Annotated in this window: 13 protein-coding genes; 5 read left to right on the top strand and 8 right to left on the bottom strand. The window is 72.7% G+C overall.

Annotation, left to right across the window (positions count from 1 at the left end):
• Window position 1 precedes the first annotated feature (1 nt).
• Window positions 2-3,592: an AfsR/SARP family transcriptional regulator gene (locus tag ACIO9J_RS19065; protein WP_402000336.1), complete on the bottom strand. Its 3,591-nt coding sequence runs from the start codon at window positions 3,590-3,592 to the stop codon at window positions 2-4.
• A 181-nt stretch (window positions 3,593-3,773) separates the two neighbouring features.
• Window positions 3,774-4,364, bottom strand: coding sequence for a DUF6578 domain-containing protein (locus ACIO9J_RS19060; protein WP_402000333.1), 591 nt, complete (start codon window positions 4,362-4,364; stop codon window positions 3,774-3,776).
• A 104-nt stretch (window positions 4,365-4,468) separates the two neighbouring features.
• Here ACIO9J_RS19060 and ACIO9J_RS19055 point away from each other — a divergent pair, with 104 nt between their 5' ends.
• Window positions 4,469-5,278, top strand: a complete 810-nt coding sequence (locus ACIO9J_RS19055) for a site-2 protease family protein (RefSeq protein ID WP_402000331.1) — start codon at window positions 4,469-4,471, stop codon at window positions 5,276-5,278.
• On the opposite strand, the gene ACIO9J_RS19050 is transcribed toward ACIO9J_RS19055, so the two are convergent.
• The 3 genes from ACIO9J_RS19050 to ACIO9J_RS19040 all read right to left on the bottom strand — a co-directional run bounded on the left by ACIO9J_RS19050 (window position 5,268) and on the right by ACIO9J_RS19040 (window position 7,402).
• Window positions 5,268-5,456, bottom strand: coding sequence for a hypothetical protein (locus ACIO9J_RS19050; RefSeq protein ID WP_402000328.1), 189 nt, complete (start codon window positions 5,454-5,456; stop codon window positions 5,268-5,270). The genes ACIO9J_RS19055 and ACIO9J_RS19050 overlap by 11 nt on opposite strands.
• Window positions 5,457-5,584: 128 nt before the next feature.
• Entirely contained in the window at window positions 5,585-6,301 is a 717-nt protein-coding gene (npdG, locus tag ACIO9J_RS19045; protein ID WP_402000325.1) for an NADPH-dependent F420 reductase, read from the bottom strand.
• Between the two features lie 9 nt (window positions 6,302-6,310).
• On the bottom strand, window positions 6,311-7,402 hold the full coding sequence (locus tag ACIO9J_RS19040; protein ID WP_402000322.1) for an exo-alpha-sialidase: 1,092 nt from the start codon (window positions 7,400-7,402) through the stop codon (window positions 6,311-6,313).
• A 79-nt stretch (window positions 7,403-7,481) separates the two neighbouring features.
• On the opposite strand from ACIO9J_RS19040, the gene ACIO9J_RS19035 reads away from it, so the two are divergent.
• Together ACIO9J_RS19035 and ACIO9J_RS19030 are read left to right on the top strand one after the other, a co-directional pair.
• On the top strand, window positions 7,482-8,084 hold the full coding sequence (locus ACIO9J_RS19035) for a hypothetical protein (protein ID WP_402000319.1): 603 nt from the start codon (window positions 7,482-7,484) through the stop codon (window positions 8,082-8,084).
• Window positions 8,085-8,153: 69 nt separating this feature from the next.
• Window positions 8,154-9,440 (top strand): MFS transporter, encoded by a 1,287-nt coding sequence (locus ACIO9J_RS19030; RefSeq protein WP_402000316.1) that lies wholly within the window; start codon window positions 8,154-8,156, stop codon window positions 9,438-9,440.
• Between the two features lie 158 nt (window positions 9,441-9,598).
• Here ACIO9J_RS19030 and ACIO9J_RS19025 read toward each other — a convergent pair whose 3' ends face one another.
• The gene (locus ACIO9J_RS19025; RefSeq protein ID WP_402000313.1) at window positions 9,599-9,829 is read right to left on the bottom strand and encodes a hypothetical protein; all 231 of its coding nucleotides are present in this window, start codon (window positions 9,827-9,829) and stop codon (window positions 9,599-9,601) included.
• Between the two features lie 69 nt (window positions 9,830-9,898).
• Between ACIO9J_RS19025 and map the strand changes: the two genes are divergently transcribed.
• Both map and ACIO9J_RS19015 read left to right on the top strand, forming a co-directional pair.
• On the top strand, window positions 9,899-10,756 hold the full coding sequence (gene map / locus ACIO9J_RS19020) for a type I methionyl aminopeptidase (protein ID WP_402000310.1): 858 nt from the start codon (window positions 9,899-9,901) through the stop codon (window positions 10,754-10,756).
• A gap of 226 nt (window positions 10,757-10,982) precedes the next feature.
• On the top strand, window positions 10,983-11,651 hold the full coding sequence (locus ACIO9J_RS19015; protein WP_402000307.1) for a heme oxygenase (biliverdin-producing): 669 nt from the start codon (window positions 10,983-10,985) through the stop codon (window positions 11,649-11,651).
• A gap of 142 nt (window positions 11,652-11,793) precedes the next feature.
• On the opposite strand, the gene ACIO9J_RS19010 is transcribed toward ACIO9J_RS19015, so the two are convergent.
• Together ACIO9J_RS19010 and ACIO9J_RS19005 are read right to left on the bottom strand one after the other, a co-directional pair.
• Window positions 11,794-13,311: an HtaA domain-containing protein gene (locus tag ACIO9J_RS19010; RefSeq protein WP_402000305.1), complete on the bottom strand. Its 1,518-nt coding sequence runs from the start codon at window positions 13,309-13,311 to the stop codon at window positions 11,794-11,796.
• Between the two features lie 72 nt (window positions 13,312-13,383).
• Complete coding sequence (locus tag ACIO9J_RS19005) at window positions 13,384-14,853, bottom strand: HtaA domain-containing protein (protein ID WP_402000302.1); 1,470 nt, start codon at window positions 14,851-14,853, stop codon at window positions 13,384-13,386.
• Window positions 14,854-14,911 lie beyond the last annotated feature (58 nt).

Below are 14,911 nucleotides of genomic sequence, written 5' to 3'. Positions count from 1 at the left end.
ATCAGCCGGACGGCACTCCACACAGGGCGGCGGCCTCATCGACGGTGAGGCCGCCTCCCCGCGCGTACGCCGCCTCGTACGCCTGGTCCCCGAGCGCGGCCCGCGCCGCCCGCTCCGCCGCCGCGCGGATCTCCCGCTCCATGCTGTTCGCCACGTGTGCGGGCGGCAGTTCGCGGGCGGCCATCCCCAGGAGTCTGGCCGCGTCGTCCGCGCGGGCGCCGTCGTCCGCCCCCGCGAGGGCGAACGCGGCCACCCACAGATGGACGGAGACCATCTGCGGGGCCACCATCCGCGACAGCGGGTCGAGCGCCTTCGTGAAGGCCTCGCCGATCCTGGCGACGCTCTCCTCGTACCGCCCGTCCAGCGCGTCGAGCCAGGCCCCGATGCCGAGCACCGAACTCTCGAAGACCGCGTAGCCGATCGCGCTGAACTCCATGCCGAGGAGCCGCAGATGCTCGCGCGCCTCGTCGAGCCTGCCGGTGCGGCCGAGCGCGATGGTCAGATAGATCCGGGCGGCGGGCAGCGCCTCGCCGGTGTGCTGGCGGCCGGGGTTGTCGATCACCTCCCGCAGCATCGCCTCGCCCCGCGCGAAGTCGTCGCGCCGCTCCGGCACGTCCGTCAGGAGCGAGCCGAGGCGCGCCTTGAGCAGGGCCACCTGGGTCGGCGCGCCGACCTGTTCGGCGTACTCGACGGCGGCCCAGAAGTCCTGTGCGGCCAGGCCCAGTTCACCGCGCCGCTCCCGTGCCTCGCCGCGCGCGGAGAGCGCCTCCGCGACACCCCACAGATCGCCGAGTCGCTGGAACACGCCGAGCGCCTCGTCGGCGTCGCGCATGGCGTCGCCCGTCCAGTCGCTGCGGTTGGCGAGCATGTTGGCGCGCATCTGAAGGGCCGCGGCGAGCTCCCACTCGTAGCCGAACGCGCGGCAGGCGGCGACGGTCTCGTCGATCATCTCGCGCAGCATCCCCATGTCGCCGCTGAGCAGCACGGCGAAGAACCAGAGGTTGCCGGGCGCACGGCAGGTCTGCGGGAGGCCGGGACGGTAGGCCTCCTTGATCCCGAGCAGCTTCCGCTGGGCCTCGGGCGACTGCCAGTGCGTCACGTCCACCTCCATGTCCATGCAGGAGAGGTGGAGCAGGTGCGCGCCACGACGGGCCTCCGCGAGGACCTCGGGGCTCATCGGCGGCGGCTTGGCCGTGCACGGCTCTTCCAGCGGGGGCGCGGGGGTGACCGGGCGCACGAACGGGTCGGGGCCCAGGGACATGACGTCGAGCGACCAGTTGCGGGTCTCCATGCGCAGGCCGCGGATCTGCCAGTACCAGGAGAGGGACAGGACGAGGCAGAGCGCCTCCTGCTCGTCCCCGGCGGCGACCGCGTGCCGCAGGGCGGTGCGCAGGTTCTCGTACTCCACCTCCAGGCGCTCCACCGCCGCGTACTGCCCGTGGCCGCGCAGCTCGGGGTCGGTGGTCCGCGCGACCTCCCGGTAGTGCACGAGGTGCGCGCGCTCGGCCGCCGCGCGGTCGCCCGCCTCGTCGAGCCGCTCCCCCGCGTACTCCGAGACGGTCTCCAGGAGCCGGTAGCGCATGCCGCCGCCGGACACCGGGGAAGGGGCCGCGACGACGAGGGACTTGTCGACGAGCGAGCCGAGCAGCCCCGCGACCTCGTGCGCGTCGCCCTCGGCGGCGCACACCTCCTCCGCCGCGGTCAGGTCGCAGCCGCCCGCGAAGACCGACAGCCTGCGCAGTACGGCCCGTTCGGGCGCGTCGAGCAGGTCCCAGGACCAGTCGACGACGGCGCGCAGCGTCTGCTGGCGGGGCAGCACCGTGCGGGCGCCGCTGGTGAGCAGCCGGAAGCGGTCGTCGAGCCGGTCGGCGATCTGGCGCGGCGTGAGCATCCGCAGCCGGGCCGCGGCCAGTTCGATGGCGAGCGGCAGACCGTCCAGGCGGCGGCAGATCTCGGCGACGGCCGCGGGATCGCCCGCCGCCGTGAACCCGGGCCGCGCCGCGGCGCCGCGCTCGGCGAAGAGCCGCAGCGCGACCGGCGCGGGCAGCGGCTCGACGGGCCGGAGCAACTCGCCCGGTACGCCCAGGGGTTCGCGGCTCGTCGCCAGGACCGTAAGACCTGGGCAGCGGGCGAGGAGCTCCTCGGCGAGCCGGGCCGCCGCGTCGATGACGTGCTCGCAGTTGTCCAGGATGATCAGCATGCGGCGGGCCGCGCAGTGCTCGACGAGCCGGGCGAGGGGGTCCTCGCCGCTCCGCTCCGAGATCACCCGCAGCTCCTCGGCACCGGCGCCGCGCAGCACGGTCTCGCGGGCACCGAGCGCGGTGAGGACGGCCGCGGGCACGTCGGCAGGGTCCTCGACCGGCGCGAGTTCGGCCAGCCACACGCCGTCGGGCACGTCCGCGGCGACGGTCTCCGCGGCCTCTTGCGAGAGCCGCGTCTTCCCGGCCCCGCCGGCCCCGATCAGCGTCACGAGGCGGGCCTGCCCGAGGTCCCCGCGCAGCGCCCCGATGTCCGCCTCCCGCCCGACGAAGGAGGTGAGCCGGGCACGGAGGTTGCCGGGCGGGCGGGGGGTTCGGGGGGACCGGGGGGTTCGGGGGGTGGTGCTGGTCCCGGTCCCGGTCCCGGTGCTGGCGTAACTGCCGCTCGGCGTACCGGACATGGGCGGCGTGCGGGGCCCGGGAGAAGCGCTGCCGGGCGCGACGGGAGCGGCAGGTGCGGCGTGTACGGCGCTTGCGGCGCGTACGGCAGGTCCGGTCGATGCGTCAGGCCCGCGCCCGGACCCCCCGGCCGCACCTCTGTCCCCGTCCCCGCCCCCGTCCCGGTCCCCGCACAGCAACTCCTGGTGCAGCGCCCGCAGTTCAGGACCCGGATCCGTGCCGAGGCGGTCCGCGAGGACCGTGCGGATGTCTTCGTAGGCCGCGAGCGCTTCCGCGGGGCGGCCCGCGTCGCGCAGGGCGCGCAGCCGCAGGGCCTGCAGCGGTTCGTCCAGCGGATGGCCGTCGCACAGCGCGGTCAGCTCGGGAAGCACCTGCTCCGCCTCGCCGAGCGCGAGCGCCGCCGTCACCCGCGCGCGGTGCGCGTCGACCCGGCGGGCCGCCCAGCGCGCCGCCTCCGCCGTGCGCTCGGGCAGGTCGGGCAGCGGTTCGCCGGTCCACAGGGCGAGCGCGTCGTCCAGGACGGCGGCCGCCTTCGCCGCGTCGCCGTCCGCCAGGGCCCGCGTGCCCTCGCCGACGAGCCGGTCGAAGCGGAACACGTCCACGTCGTCCGGCGCCGCGCACAGCCGGTAGCCGCCGTCCGCCGAGGCCAGCGCGTCCGCGCCGAGGGCCCTGCGGAGCCGCCCGGCCAGCGCCTGGAGCGCCCCCGTCGCGTCGGCGGGCGGGCTGTCCGCCCAGACCTCGCCGACCAGGACGGCGGCGGAGACGGTACGGCCCGCGCGCAGCGCGAGCACCGTCAGGAGGGCGCGCAGACGCGCGCCGCCGACGGGCAGGACGGTGCCGTCGGGGCGCAGGGCCTGGGTGGTGCCGAGGACGCGGTAGCGCACCGACCCATTGTCCCCGTCCCCGGAGCGCCGCACGTCCACCTGTGGGTCCATCCGCCCGTTCACCTCCTCGTCCCCGCTCCCGGGACACCGGCCCCGCGGACTCCGCCCGGCCCCGCGCACGCCTCCCGCGCACCGGCCGCGCCGCGGTCGCTCACCCCGCCGTCCCCCGCACTTCCGGCCCACCCCGGTCCCCCGTCTCCCCCTCGGCCCCGACCGCCCCTGTCCCCCGTACTCAGCCCGCGTCCCCCGCGCCCCCCGCATCCCCCTCGTCCACCGCGACCTCCAGCTCCACCAGCACCCCGGTCTCGCTCCGCCGGTATCCCGGCCCCTGCGACGTCCGCGAGAGACGTTCTTCCTGGAACCACTTCGGGCAGAGCTCGACCGGGCGCAGCCACCGCTCGCCGGGCACCGGCTCGTACGTCCTCGATCCCTCGGACGTCTCCGCGAAGCCCTGGGTCACCACGTGGAGGGCACGGACCCTGCCGACCGTGTCCGGCCAGCGGCCGCCGTGGCGCTCCACGGAGAGCAGGCCCCTGAGCGTGGTCCGCTCGGGCCACGGGGGCGCGTGGTTCCACGGGACCGTCACCCCGTGCGCCCGTACGACGGCGGCCTCCTCACACGGCTCCTCGTCGCCCCCGTCGTCCTCGGGGTCCAGCGCCACCACGCGCCCCTCGATCTCGCTGAACTCCTCCTCCCAGCCCCTGCCCGCGTCCTTCAGGACGAGCAGCGGCCACGCCACCTCGTCCCCCACGGCGAACGGTGTCCCGCAGCACTCCATCTGCCAGTCCGCGTAACTGACCTTCCACACCCGGCGCAGTGTCATGACTCCAAGCCTCCCCGGAACTCAGGGCCGAGTGCGAGACGTTTTCCGCGTAGGCCCGGTACGGTCGGGCAGGCCAGGCCCTCGCACTCCAGGAGCCCCACCCCATGACCACCGCCCCCACCCGCAGCAGTGACCGGCGGATCAGTCCGGTCTTCCTGGGGATCGCCGCCGTCACGGCCGTCGCCGGCTGGGCCACCTGGACCGGTTTCGCCGACAATCCGGGTGTCGCCGTCTTCCTCTTCGTGACGGCCGCCTGGATCGTCTCGCTCTGCCTGCACGAGTACGCGCACGCGCGTACGGCGCTGCACAGCGGCGACATCTCCATCGGCGCGAAGGGGTACTTGACGCTCAATCCGCTCAAGTACACGCACGCGCTCCTGAGCATCGTGCTGCCGGTGCTCTTCGTGATCATGGGCGGCATCGGCCTGCCCGGCGGCGCGGTCTTCATCGAGCGGGGCCGGATCCGCGGCCGGTGGAAGCACAGCCTGATCTCGGCGGCGGGCCCGCTGACGAACGTGCTGTTCGCCGTGGTGTGCACCGCGCCGTTCTGGCTCGACGCCCTGGACGGCGTGCCGGACGCGTTCCGCTACGCGCTCGCGTTCCTCGCGCTGCTCCAGGTGACGGCGGCCATCCTGAACTCCCTGCCCATCCCGGGCCTGGACGGGTACGGCGTCATCGAGCCCTGGCTCTCGTACAAGGTCCGCCGCCAGGTGGAGCCGTTCGCGCCGTTCGGTCTCATCGCGGTCTTCGGCATCCTGTGGATCCCGGAGGTCAACCACGTGTTCTTCGACGCGATCGACGCGATCCTGCGCGGGCTCGGCGTCAGCGACTGGGACACCTACTGGGGCCAGCAGCTGTACCGCTTCTGGGAGGGCTCGCAGGAGATCCCCTCGCCCTCCGGGATCATCCAGTAGGCGAGGACGCCGCCCGCCGGGCCTTCTCCTTGCGCAGGTAGAACCACGCCATGTTCGAGGAGAGCCCCGCGAGCAGCACCCAGACGATGCCGAGCCAGCTGCCCTGGGCGAAGGAGATCACGGCCGCGGTCACGGCGAGTGCGCAGACCACGAGGGCGTAGAGGGCGAGGCGGGGCATGGGGGTCGGCTCCTGTCGATGAAGCGTGGATGCGTACGCGTCCAGTGTCCCCCATGCCCGCCGGCGTCCCGCACGTCCCTATACGTCGGTGACCCGCACGTCCCTATACGTCGGTGACCCGCACGTCCCTATACGTCGGTGACCCGCAGGCCCGCGTGCGCCTTGTAGCGGCGGTTGACGGAGATCAGGTTGGCGACGAGCGACTCGACCTGGTGGGCGCCCCGCAGTCGGCCCGCGAAGACGCCCCGCATGCCGGGGATGCGGGCGGCGAGCGCCTGCACCGCGTCCGTGTCGGCGCGGCTCTCGCCGAGCACCATCACATCGGTGTCGATCTCCTCGACCGACGCGTCCTGGAGCAGGACGGCGGAGAGGTGGTGGAAGGCGGCGGTGACCCGTGACTCCGGCAGCAGGGCGGCGGCCTGCTCGGCGGCGCTGCCCTCCTCGGGCTTGAGGGCGTAGGCGCCCTTCTTGTCGAAGCCGAGCGGGTTGACGCAGTCGACGACGAGCTTGCCGACCAGTTCCTCGCGCAGGGACTCCAGGGTCTTGGCGTGGCCGTCCCACGGCACGGCGACGATCACGATGTCGCTGCGCCGCGCGCACTCCGCGTTCTCGGCGCCCTGGACGCCGAGGCCGAGCTCGTCGGCGGCGGTCCGCGCCCGGTCCGCGGCGCGCGAGCCGATGATCACCTGCTGGCCGGCCCTGGCGAGCCGGTAGGCGAGCCCGCGCCCCTGGTCGCCGGTGCCGCCGAGGACACCGACGACCAGGCCGGAGACGTCGGGCAGCTCCCAGGGGTCCTTGGCGGGGGCCTTCGCGGGGGCGTTCTGCGCACTGTCTGTAGAGGTCATGGGGCGACCTTACTCACCGGTCGCCCCGGTCAGCCGGGGCACGGGTATCCGCCGGAAAGTGATCGTCTCGTACGCGCTGAAGTCTCCCGTCTCGTAGAGCAGTCCGACCGTGTCGTCGTCGACGCGTGCGAGATCGGAGTACGCGGCGGGCAGCCCGTCTACCGTGTGCGCGGTCTCCCAGGTGGTGCCCGAGTCGGCGCTGCGGCGCACGGTCAGCAGGGCGCGGAAGCCGGGGTCGGCGGGGCCCGAGAAGAGCAGCACGTCGGGGTCGCCGAGCTGGAGGACGCTGCCCTCGACGACGGGTCCGGTGAGGCCCGCCTGCGGCCGGAAGGGTTTCACCAGGCTCTGGCCGCCGTCGGCCGAGTACGCGTCGGCGCGGTTGCCGGGGGCCGGGGAGTCGTTGCGGGTGTTGAAGTAGAGCCGCCCGTCGGGGAGTTCGGCCGCGGTGGTCTCGTTCACGTTGACGTAGCCGTCGACGTTGTCGTCGATGTAGCCGATGCGCCAGGTGGCGCCCGCGTCGTCGCTGAGCAGGCAGTGGCCGCCGTTGTACTTGCCCTCGGTGCCGGTGTCGGTGCCGCTCGGGGGCAGGGAGTGGTTGGCGGGGACCACGACGCGGCCGGTGGTCAGCTGGACGGCGTGCCCCGGCGTGGTCGCGTACCACCGCCAACTCGCCTTCTTCACCTGGCCGGTGATCTCGCGCGCGGTCGACCAGGTGAGCCCGTCGTCGTCGCTGTGCTGCACCCAGACGCGGCGCCCGTCGGCCGCCGACACCTTGCCGCGCCTGATGGCGTCCTCGGTGGCCGCGGCGGCGTTCCTGACCTGGACGAGCAGGACGCGTCCGGTGTCCAGGACGACGGGGGCGGGGTTGCCCGCGAGGTCGGCGCCGTTCTTGCCGACGATCTGGAGCGGGCCCCAGGTGCGGCCGCCGTCGGCGGAGCGCTTGAGGACGACGTCGATGTTGCCGAAGTCGTCCTGGGAGCCGACGCGGCCCTCGCAGAAGGCGAGGACGGTGCCTGCGGCGGTTCTCACGACGGCGGGGATGCGGAAGCTCGCGTATCCCTCGCGGCCCGCCCGGAAGGGAACAGATGTCTCAACAGTCATCCCCCGCCCTTCCCCGCTCCGGGGGAATTCCCGGTGAACTCCCGGTCACGACTGGCCCGTTCGGGCAGGATGCGACGCCATGGACGCCGTACGGGTCGCGCTGCTGCGCGAAGTGCTCGCAGGGACCGAGTGGCCGGGCGCCACCCGCCGCTTCGCGGGGACGCTGCGCTCCAGCGTGCTGCCGCACGGCGGCGGACTGCTGCTCGTGGGCACCCGGGCGTACGAGCCGTGGCACATGGCGGCGCACCTGGTGGACGAGGCGGCCTGGTCGGGCACGCCCGAGCTGACCCCGACGCTGGTGCGGCACCGGGTGCTGCCCGGCGATCCCGCGCAGCTGTCGACCGGGCTCGGCCGGATCGAGGCGGCGCGGCGCGGCGAGACGCTGCTCGTGGTGGCGCCGGACGCGCCGGACCCGGAGCTGCTCACGCGCGTGCACGACGCGCGGCGGGCCGGGGCGACGGTCCTCGCGCTCGGCTCCGGCGACCGGGACCTGGACGCGCTCTCGCACGAGGCGCTCGCCGTGCCGGACGGCACGGACCTCGATCTCGACACGGTCCAGCACCTGGTGAGTGCGGCGACCGGGGAGAACGCGCTGCCCGCGGCCCGTACCCGGCGCCGCTTCAGGGACCGGCTCTCGCGCCTCGCCGACCAGCTGACGGCGCCGCCGCCGACCCGCTGGTGACGCGCGCGGCCGCCTCTGCGGCGTTAATTGAGTTGCCCGCGCACGTGGAGCCGCTGAGCATGGCTTCTCGTGCCTCTCTCCGCGATACTGCCCGACCTCTCCCCCTGGCGGTCCACCCGTGACTTCCGTCTGCTGTGGGTGCAGGGTCTCGTCACCACGTTCGGCAGTTTCATGGCCCTGGTCGCCCTGCCGCTGCAGATCAAGGAGCTGACCGAATCGCCGGTCGCCGTCGGCGCGATGGGCGCGGTGGAGCTCGTGCCGCTGATCGTCTTCGGACTGTACGGCGGAGCGCTCGCCGACGCCGTGGACCGGCGCAAGGTGATCCTCCTCACCGAGGCGGGCCTCGGGCTGCTCGCCGTCGTCCTGCTGGTGAACGCGCTGCTCGCGGAGCCGCTGCTGTGGCCGCTGTACGTCGTGGCGGCCGGTGTCTCCGCGCTCGCCGGGCTGCAACGGCCCGCCCTGGACTCGCTGATGGCGCGGATCGTGCCGCACGACCAGCTGACGGCGGCCGCCGCGCTGAACTCGCTGCGCTGGAACGTGGGCGCGATCGCCGCGCCGTCCCTCGCGGGCATCGTCGTGGCGTACGCGGGCCACGCGTCGGCGTACGCGATCACGGCCTGCTGCTTCGCCGTCTCGGTCGCGCTGTGCACCCGCATCTCCCCCGCGCCCGCCGCGCACGACGCGGAGAAGCCGTCGCTGAGGGGTCTCGCGGAGGGCGCGCGGTACGCGTGGTCGCGGCCCGTGCTGCTCGGCACCTACGCGATCGACATGGCGGCGATGTTCTTCGCCTTCCCGAACACGATCTTCCCGTTCCTCGCGGACGACCTGGACGCGGAGTGGTCGCTCGGCCTGATGTACGCGGCGGGTGCGGTCGGCTCGCTGCTGCTCAGCCTCACCAGCGGGTGGACCTCGCGGGTGCGGCGGCACGGGCTGCTCGTGATCTTCGGCGCGACGGGCTGGGGCCTCGCCATCACGGCGGCGGGCTGGTTCTCGAACGTCTGGGTGGTCCTGTGCTGTCTCGCCTTCGCGGGCGCGGGCGACATGCTGAGCGGGCTCGGCCGCTCGACCATCTGGAACCAGACGATCCCCGACGAGCTGCGCGGCAGGCTCGCCGGGATCGAGGTCCTCTCCTACAGCGTGGGCCCACAGCTCGGCCAGGTCCGCGCGGGCGCGGCGGCGGGCTGGACCGGCACCCGCTCGGCCATCTGGTCCGGCGGCCTGGCCTGCGTGGCTTCGGTGGGCATCCTGGCGGCGGCCCTGCCGCGCCTGGTCTCGTACGACGCGACGACGGACCCGGACGCGTTGCGCCGCAAGGAACGCGGCACAACGGGCACGCCGGAGCAGGTGGCCCCGTAGCGGGCACGGAGAACTGCGAGCTCGGGCCCCGTAAGGGGCGCGGGGAACTGCGCGACCAGCCCCATCCGGCCCGCGGATATCCCCGAGCCCCAGAAGCCCCTCCGCCCCTGCGGGCCATGCGGGCCGCACAGGCCCCGCGGCCCGCGGCCCGCGGGAGGCTACTCGTCACCCTCCCCGCGAGCAGCGGCGTCGTGCCACTTGGGATCGTTCTCCCACTCGAGGTTCCGCTCCTGAGCGGTCTGCATCGCGTGCTCCGCCTCCTGCCGAGAGGCGTAAGGCCCCATCCGGTCCTTGCCGGGGCAGTCCGGGCCCTCCTCGACCTTGTGGTGCTCCAGGCAGTAGAACCACTCGCCCGGCTTGCCGACCGTCCGCTTCTTGAACAGCGCCATGACCCGCTCCTCTCGTCACGCGTTCTCTGACGCCATGCTGCCCCACGTCGGCTGGCTAGACTCGCTGGCATGTCTGGCCAGTCACCGCTCGTCCCAGGGGAGCTCTCCCCCGTCCGTTCCGTACCCGGCAGCATCAGGCGCCCGGAGTACGTGGGGAAACCCGCGCCGACCCCGTACACGGGGCCCGAGGTGCAGACCCCCGAGACCATCGAGCTGATGCGCACCGCGGGCCGCATCGCCGCCCGTGCCATGGAAGAGGCCGCGAAGCACATCGCGCCCGGCGTGACCACCGATGAGCTGGACCGCGTCGCGCACGAGTACATGTGCGACCACGGTGCCTACCCCTCGACGCTGGGCTACCGCGGCTTCCCCAAGTCGCTGTGCAGCTCGGTCAACGAGGTCATCTGCCACGGGATCCCCGACTCCACCGTCCTGAACGACGGGGACATCATCAACCTCGACGTCACGGCGTACATCGGCGGCGTGCACGGCGACAACAACGCCACCTACCTCGTCGGCGACGTCGACGAGGAGTCGAAGCTGCTCGTCGAGCGGACCCGCGAGTCCCTCAGCCGCGCCATCAAGGCCGTGAAGCCCGGCCGGCAGATCAACATCATCGGCCGGGTCATCGAGTCGTACGCCAAGCGCTTCGGCTACGGGGTGGTGCGCGACTTCACCGGCCACGGCATCAACACGTCCTTCCACTCCGGGCTGATCGTCCCGCACTACGACAGCCCGCACGCGACGACCACCATCCAGCCCGGCATGACGTTCACGATCGAGCCGATGCTGACGCTCGGCACGCACGAGTACGACATGTGGGAGGACGGCTGGACCGTCGTCACCAAGGACCGCAAGCGGACCGCCCAGTTCGAGCACACGCTCGTGGTGACCGACACCGGCGCGGAGATCCTCACGCTGCCCTGAGTCGACCCGCCCCGCCGCGGGCGCCCCGTCCGGGAACACCCGTCGAAGATCCGGATCCGCCCAGGATCCGGATCTTCGTGGTTCCGGGGGCGGGGAGCGGGTAACTTTTTTACCGACAGGACGTCGGGAACCAGTTGACTTAGGTAAGCCTAACTTGCCATGATCTGCAGGGGTCGCACCGGTTCCCGCCATCCCGTCATCGCCCGGCTCCCTCAGGAGGTCCCTCATGGACACGCCGCTCACGCCCTTCTCCACGGTCATCCGCACCGCTTCGCACGAGCAGCACACCGAGGCCGAGACCTCCACGTTCATGAGCGACCTGCTCGGCGGCAGGCTCGGCGTGGACGCCTACACGCGCTACACGGAACAGCTGTGGTTCGTGTACCGCGCCCTGGAGGACGGCGCCCAGGCCCTGCGCGACGACCCGGTCGCCGGCCCCTTCATACAGCCCGAACTGCTGCGCGTGAGCGCCCTGGAGCGCGACCTCACGCACCTGCGCGGTGCCGACTGGCGCACGGGCCTCACCCCGCTGCCCGCCACCGCCGCCTACGCGGACCGCGTCGCCGAGTGCGCGCGCAGCTGGCCCGGCGGCTATGTCGCCCACCACTACACCCGCTACCTCGGCGACCTCTCCGGCGGCCAGATCATCAGAGGCAAGGCCGAGCAGACCTGGGGCTTCGACCGCAAGGGCGACGGCGTCCGCTTCTACGTCTTCGACGGCATCTCCAACCCGGCCGCGTTCAAGCGGGGTTACCGCGAGCTGCTGGACGGCATCGACTCCGTGGTGACGGACGAGCTGGAGAGGAAGCGGATGGTGGACGAGTGCAAGAACGCTTTCGCTTTGAATACGGCGGTGTTCCGGGAGCTCGGGGAAGAGTTTCCGCTCTCTGCCTGAGGGGGCTGGTGTCTCGGGGGCTCCGCCCCCGGGCCCCCGCTCCTCAAACGCCGGAGGGGCTGATTTACCAGACCGCCGGAGGGGCTGATTTACCAGACCGCCGGAGGGGCTGATTTCTCAGCCCCTCCGGCGTCGTCGTGTATCAGGCCGTTTCCGTCTTGCGGTTGCGGCGGGCCACGAAGACCGCTGCCGCGCCTGCCGCCATCGCCGCGCCCGCCGCGCCGAGCAGCGCGGTCGAGGGGATCGAGGCGCCGGTGGAGGCCAGGGAGCCCGTGTCGCCGCTTCCGCCGCCGACCGAGCCGCCGCCCACGGATCCCGAGCCCGTGCTGCCCGAGCCGCCCATGGGGGTCTTGTCGCCCACCTCGCCGCCGCCCGCCGGGAGGTCCGCGCCGGCCTTGGAGGAGAGGGCGACCGTCACCGGGTCGAGCTTCTCGCCGGGCTCGTAGGGGCGGCTGCCGCGGTTGGCGAACTGCTGCGCGCCCGCCTCGGTGAGGGTCGCGGGGACCTTGTCGAGCACGACGACGTCGTTCTTCGGTGTGTACGAGGCGTTGGCGAGGTCGAGCTTCGCGAACTCCACGTCGTTCTTGGTGCCTTGGGGCGTGGTGACGTCGACGAGCAGGGTGCCTGCGGAGCCGTTCGCCTTGACCTTGAGGTCGCTGAACTTCATGTCGATGCCGTGCGCCTTGTAGGCGAAGCGGACGCTGCCCCCGAAGGACGCGTCGATCTTCTTGGCGTCGGAGTCCACGTCGGCCTTGGCGTACGGGAACGTGTAGCCGTTCGCGGCCTTCTTGGCGCCGCCCGCGACGGAGACGCTGCCACCGGCGGAGATGTACTTGCGGAAGCTCTCCTTCAGACCCCAGGAGAGGCTGCCTTCGACGATCTTGTCCGCGGGCCGCTCGGTGCCGGACGTGGGCTTGGCGGTGGGCTCGGTCGGCTTGTCCGTCGGCTTGTCGGTCGGCTTGTCCGTCGGCTTCGGGGGCTCGGTGGGCTCGGTCGGCTTGTCGGTCGGAGGCTTGGTCGGCTCCTCGGTCACCGGGCCGCCCGCCGTCACGGTGAGCGTGGCCGGGTCGAGCTTCTCGCCCGCCGCGTACATGCCGTTGAACGCCTTGGCGCCGTCCGCGGTGAGCGTCGCGGGGATGTCCTTGAAGACCATCGCGCCGCCCTCGCCCGCACCCGGGCGGACCGTGCTCAGGTCGAGCGCGGCGAGGTCGATGTCGTTCTGGGTGGCGCCGTTGAGGGTGACGTCGGCCTGGATCGCGCCCTTCTTGCCCTCCGTGCGGACCTTCACATCGGCGATCTTGATGTCGAAGGTGTGGATCTTGGACACGAAGCGCAGGCTGCCCTTGAACGCGGTGTTCACGGCGTGCGTCGGGCCGGTGTCGTACGTCCCCTTGCCCTCGGTGAAGGTGAACACCCCGTTGTCCGGGGCCTGCTTGGCGCCGTCCGTGGCCTCGATGGTGCCGTGCGCCGTGCCCGCGACGTACTTGCGGAAGGACTCCTTGAGCCCCCAGTCCAGCGTGCCGTTCTTCAGTTCCAGCTTCGGCGGCGCGGCCTTGTCGCCGTCGGCGGCGAGCGCCGGGAGCGCGAGGGCGCTCGCGCCGAGCGTCACGGCGGTGGCGACGGCTGCCGCGAGGGTTATGGGTCGACGGTTGGCGGCCATGTTCAGGCTTCTCCTTGAGAGATACGGGGAGGTGAGGGGGCGACCCGTGGGCGGGTCGTGGCGGGTGGGCGGTCAGGAGTCCGCGGACGTCGGGGCGTCCGGCGCCCCGCGCTTCTTGCGTACGACGCCGAACGCGACCGCCGCGGCGAGCAGCAGGGCCACTCCCGCGCCGATGCCGATCGGCACGGCGTTCGACGAGGAGTCGGAGGACTCGGCGGCGTTCTCGGTCTTCGGCTCCGCGGCCTTCGCCGGCTCCGGCGTGGGCTTCGCGGACGAGCCGAGGTCGGGCAGCGCGGGCAGCTTCGCGTCGCCGTCGAGCGCGACGGCGAGCGAGAGCGGGTCCATGGCGGAGCCCGCCTTGTACATGCCGCCGAACGCCTTGGCGCCGTCGGCGGTCAGCTCGGAGGGCACCTCGGTGAGCGCGACCAGGCCGTCGGCGGGCTTCAGGTCCTCGGCCGGGGCGGCGAAGGTGACCAGCGGCGCCTTCTTCAGCGAGACGCCCTTGTCGCCCTTGCTCTCGACGTCGGCGAGGAGCGTGCCCTTGCCGTCCTTCACCTGGACGGCGACGTCGCCGAGCGCGAGGTCGAGGCCGTGCTCGCCGGTGAAGCGGACGGTGCCCGCGAAGTCAGCGGTGAGCGTGCCCCTCTTCTCGTCGTACGTCCCCTCGCCCTTGGGGAAGCGGAAGAGCGCGCCGCCGTCCTGGGCCCCTGCGGTCAGTTTCCACTCGCCCTTGGCGATGGATCCGGTGACGTACTCACGGAAGGTGCGGCGCACGCCCCAGTCGACGGCGGCGTCCTCGATGCGGCCCGCCTTCGCCTTCTTCTTGCCGGGCTCCTGCTTGTCGGAATCCTTGTCGGACGACTTCTTGCCCTTGTCGTCCTCGGGGTCATCGCTGCCGGAGGGCTTCGCGGCGGCCAGGTCCGTGGACAGGCTCACCGGGTCGAGCGCGGTGCCCGCCGTGTAGTAGCCGGCGAAGGCCTTCGCGCCCTGGGAAGTGAGCGTCGCGGGCAGGTTGTTGAGGGCGATCGGCCCCGTGCCGCCCTTCATGTTGATCCCCGAGATGTTCAGCGAGGCGAGCGGCATCTGCGCGGTCGAGGTGACCTTGCCACTGCCCTTCTGCTTGCTGACCATGTCGGCGTAGAGCGTGCCGGAGCCGCCGGAGATCTTGACGGTGGGGCGGCTGATCGTGAGGTCGAGCTCGTACGAGCCGCCCTTCTTGTGCCCGGTGAAGCGCACCCCGCCGGAGAATCCCGCACTGAAGGCGCCGCCGTCCGGGTCGTACGAGCCCTTCGCCGAGTGGAAGCGGAACTGGCTGCCGCCGACCGTGGCGGCGCCGCCCTGGAGCGTCGAACCGCCCTGGGCGATGGGCCCGGTGACGTAGCTCTGGAAAGAGGATTTGATGCCCCAGTCGAGCCGTCCGCCCTGCACCGTGCGGCTCTCCGCGTGTGCGGTGGCCGCCGGGAGCAGTGCTCCGACGAGTGCGGTCAGGACGGCCACGGATCCGGCGCGGGCGGTGGCGCGCGCCTGTCTCGACGACGGCATGGGGACCCCTCCAGGTCTAGCTAATGAGGTAAGGCTAACCTAAACTACGATCATCCTT

It is taken from the genome of Streptomyces sp. NPDC087300 (genome assembly GCF_044744425.1).
Classification (GTDB): Bacteria; Actinomycetota; Actinomycetes; order Streptomycetales; family Streptomycetaceae; genus Streptomyces.
This window is presented reverse-complemented; position numbering and strand designations above follow the sequence as displayed.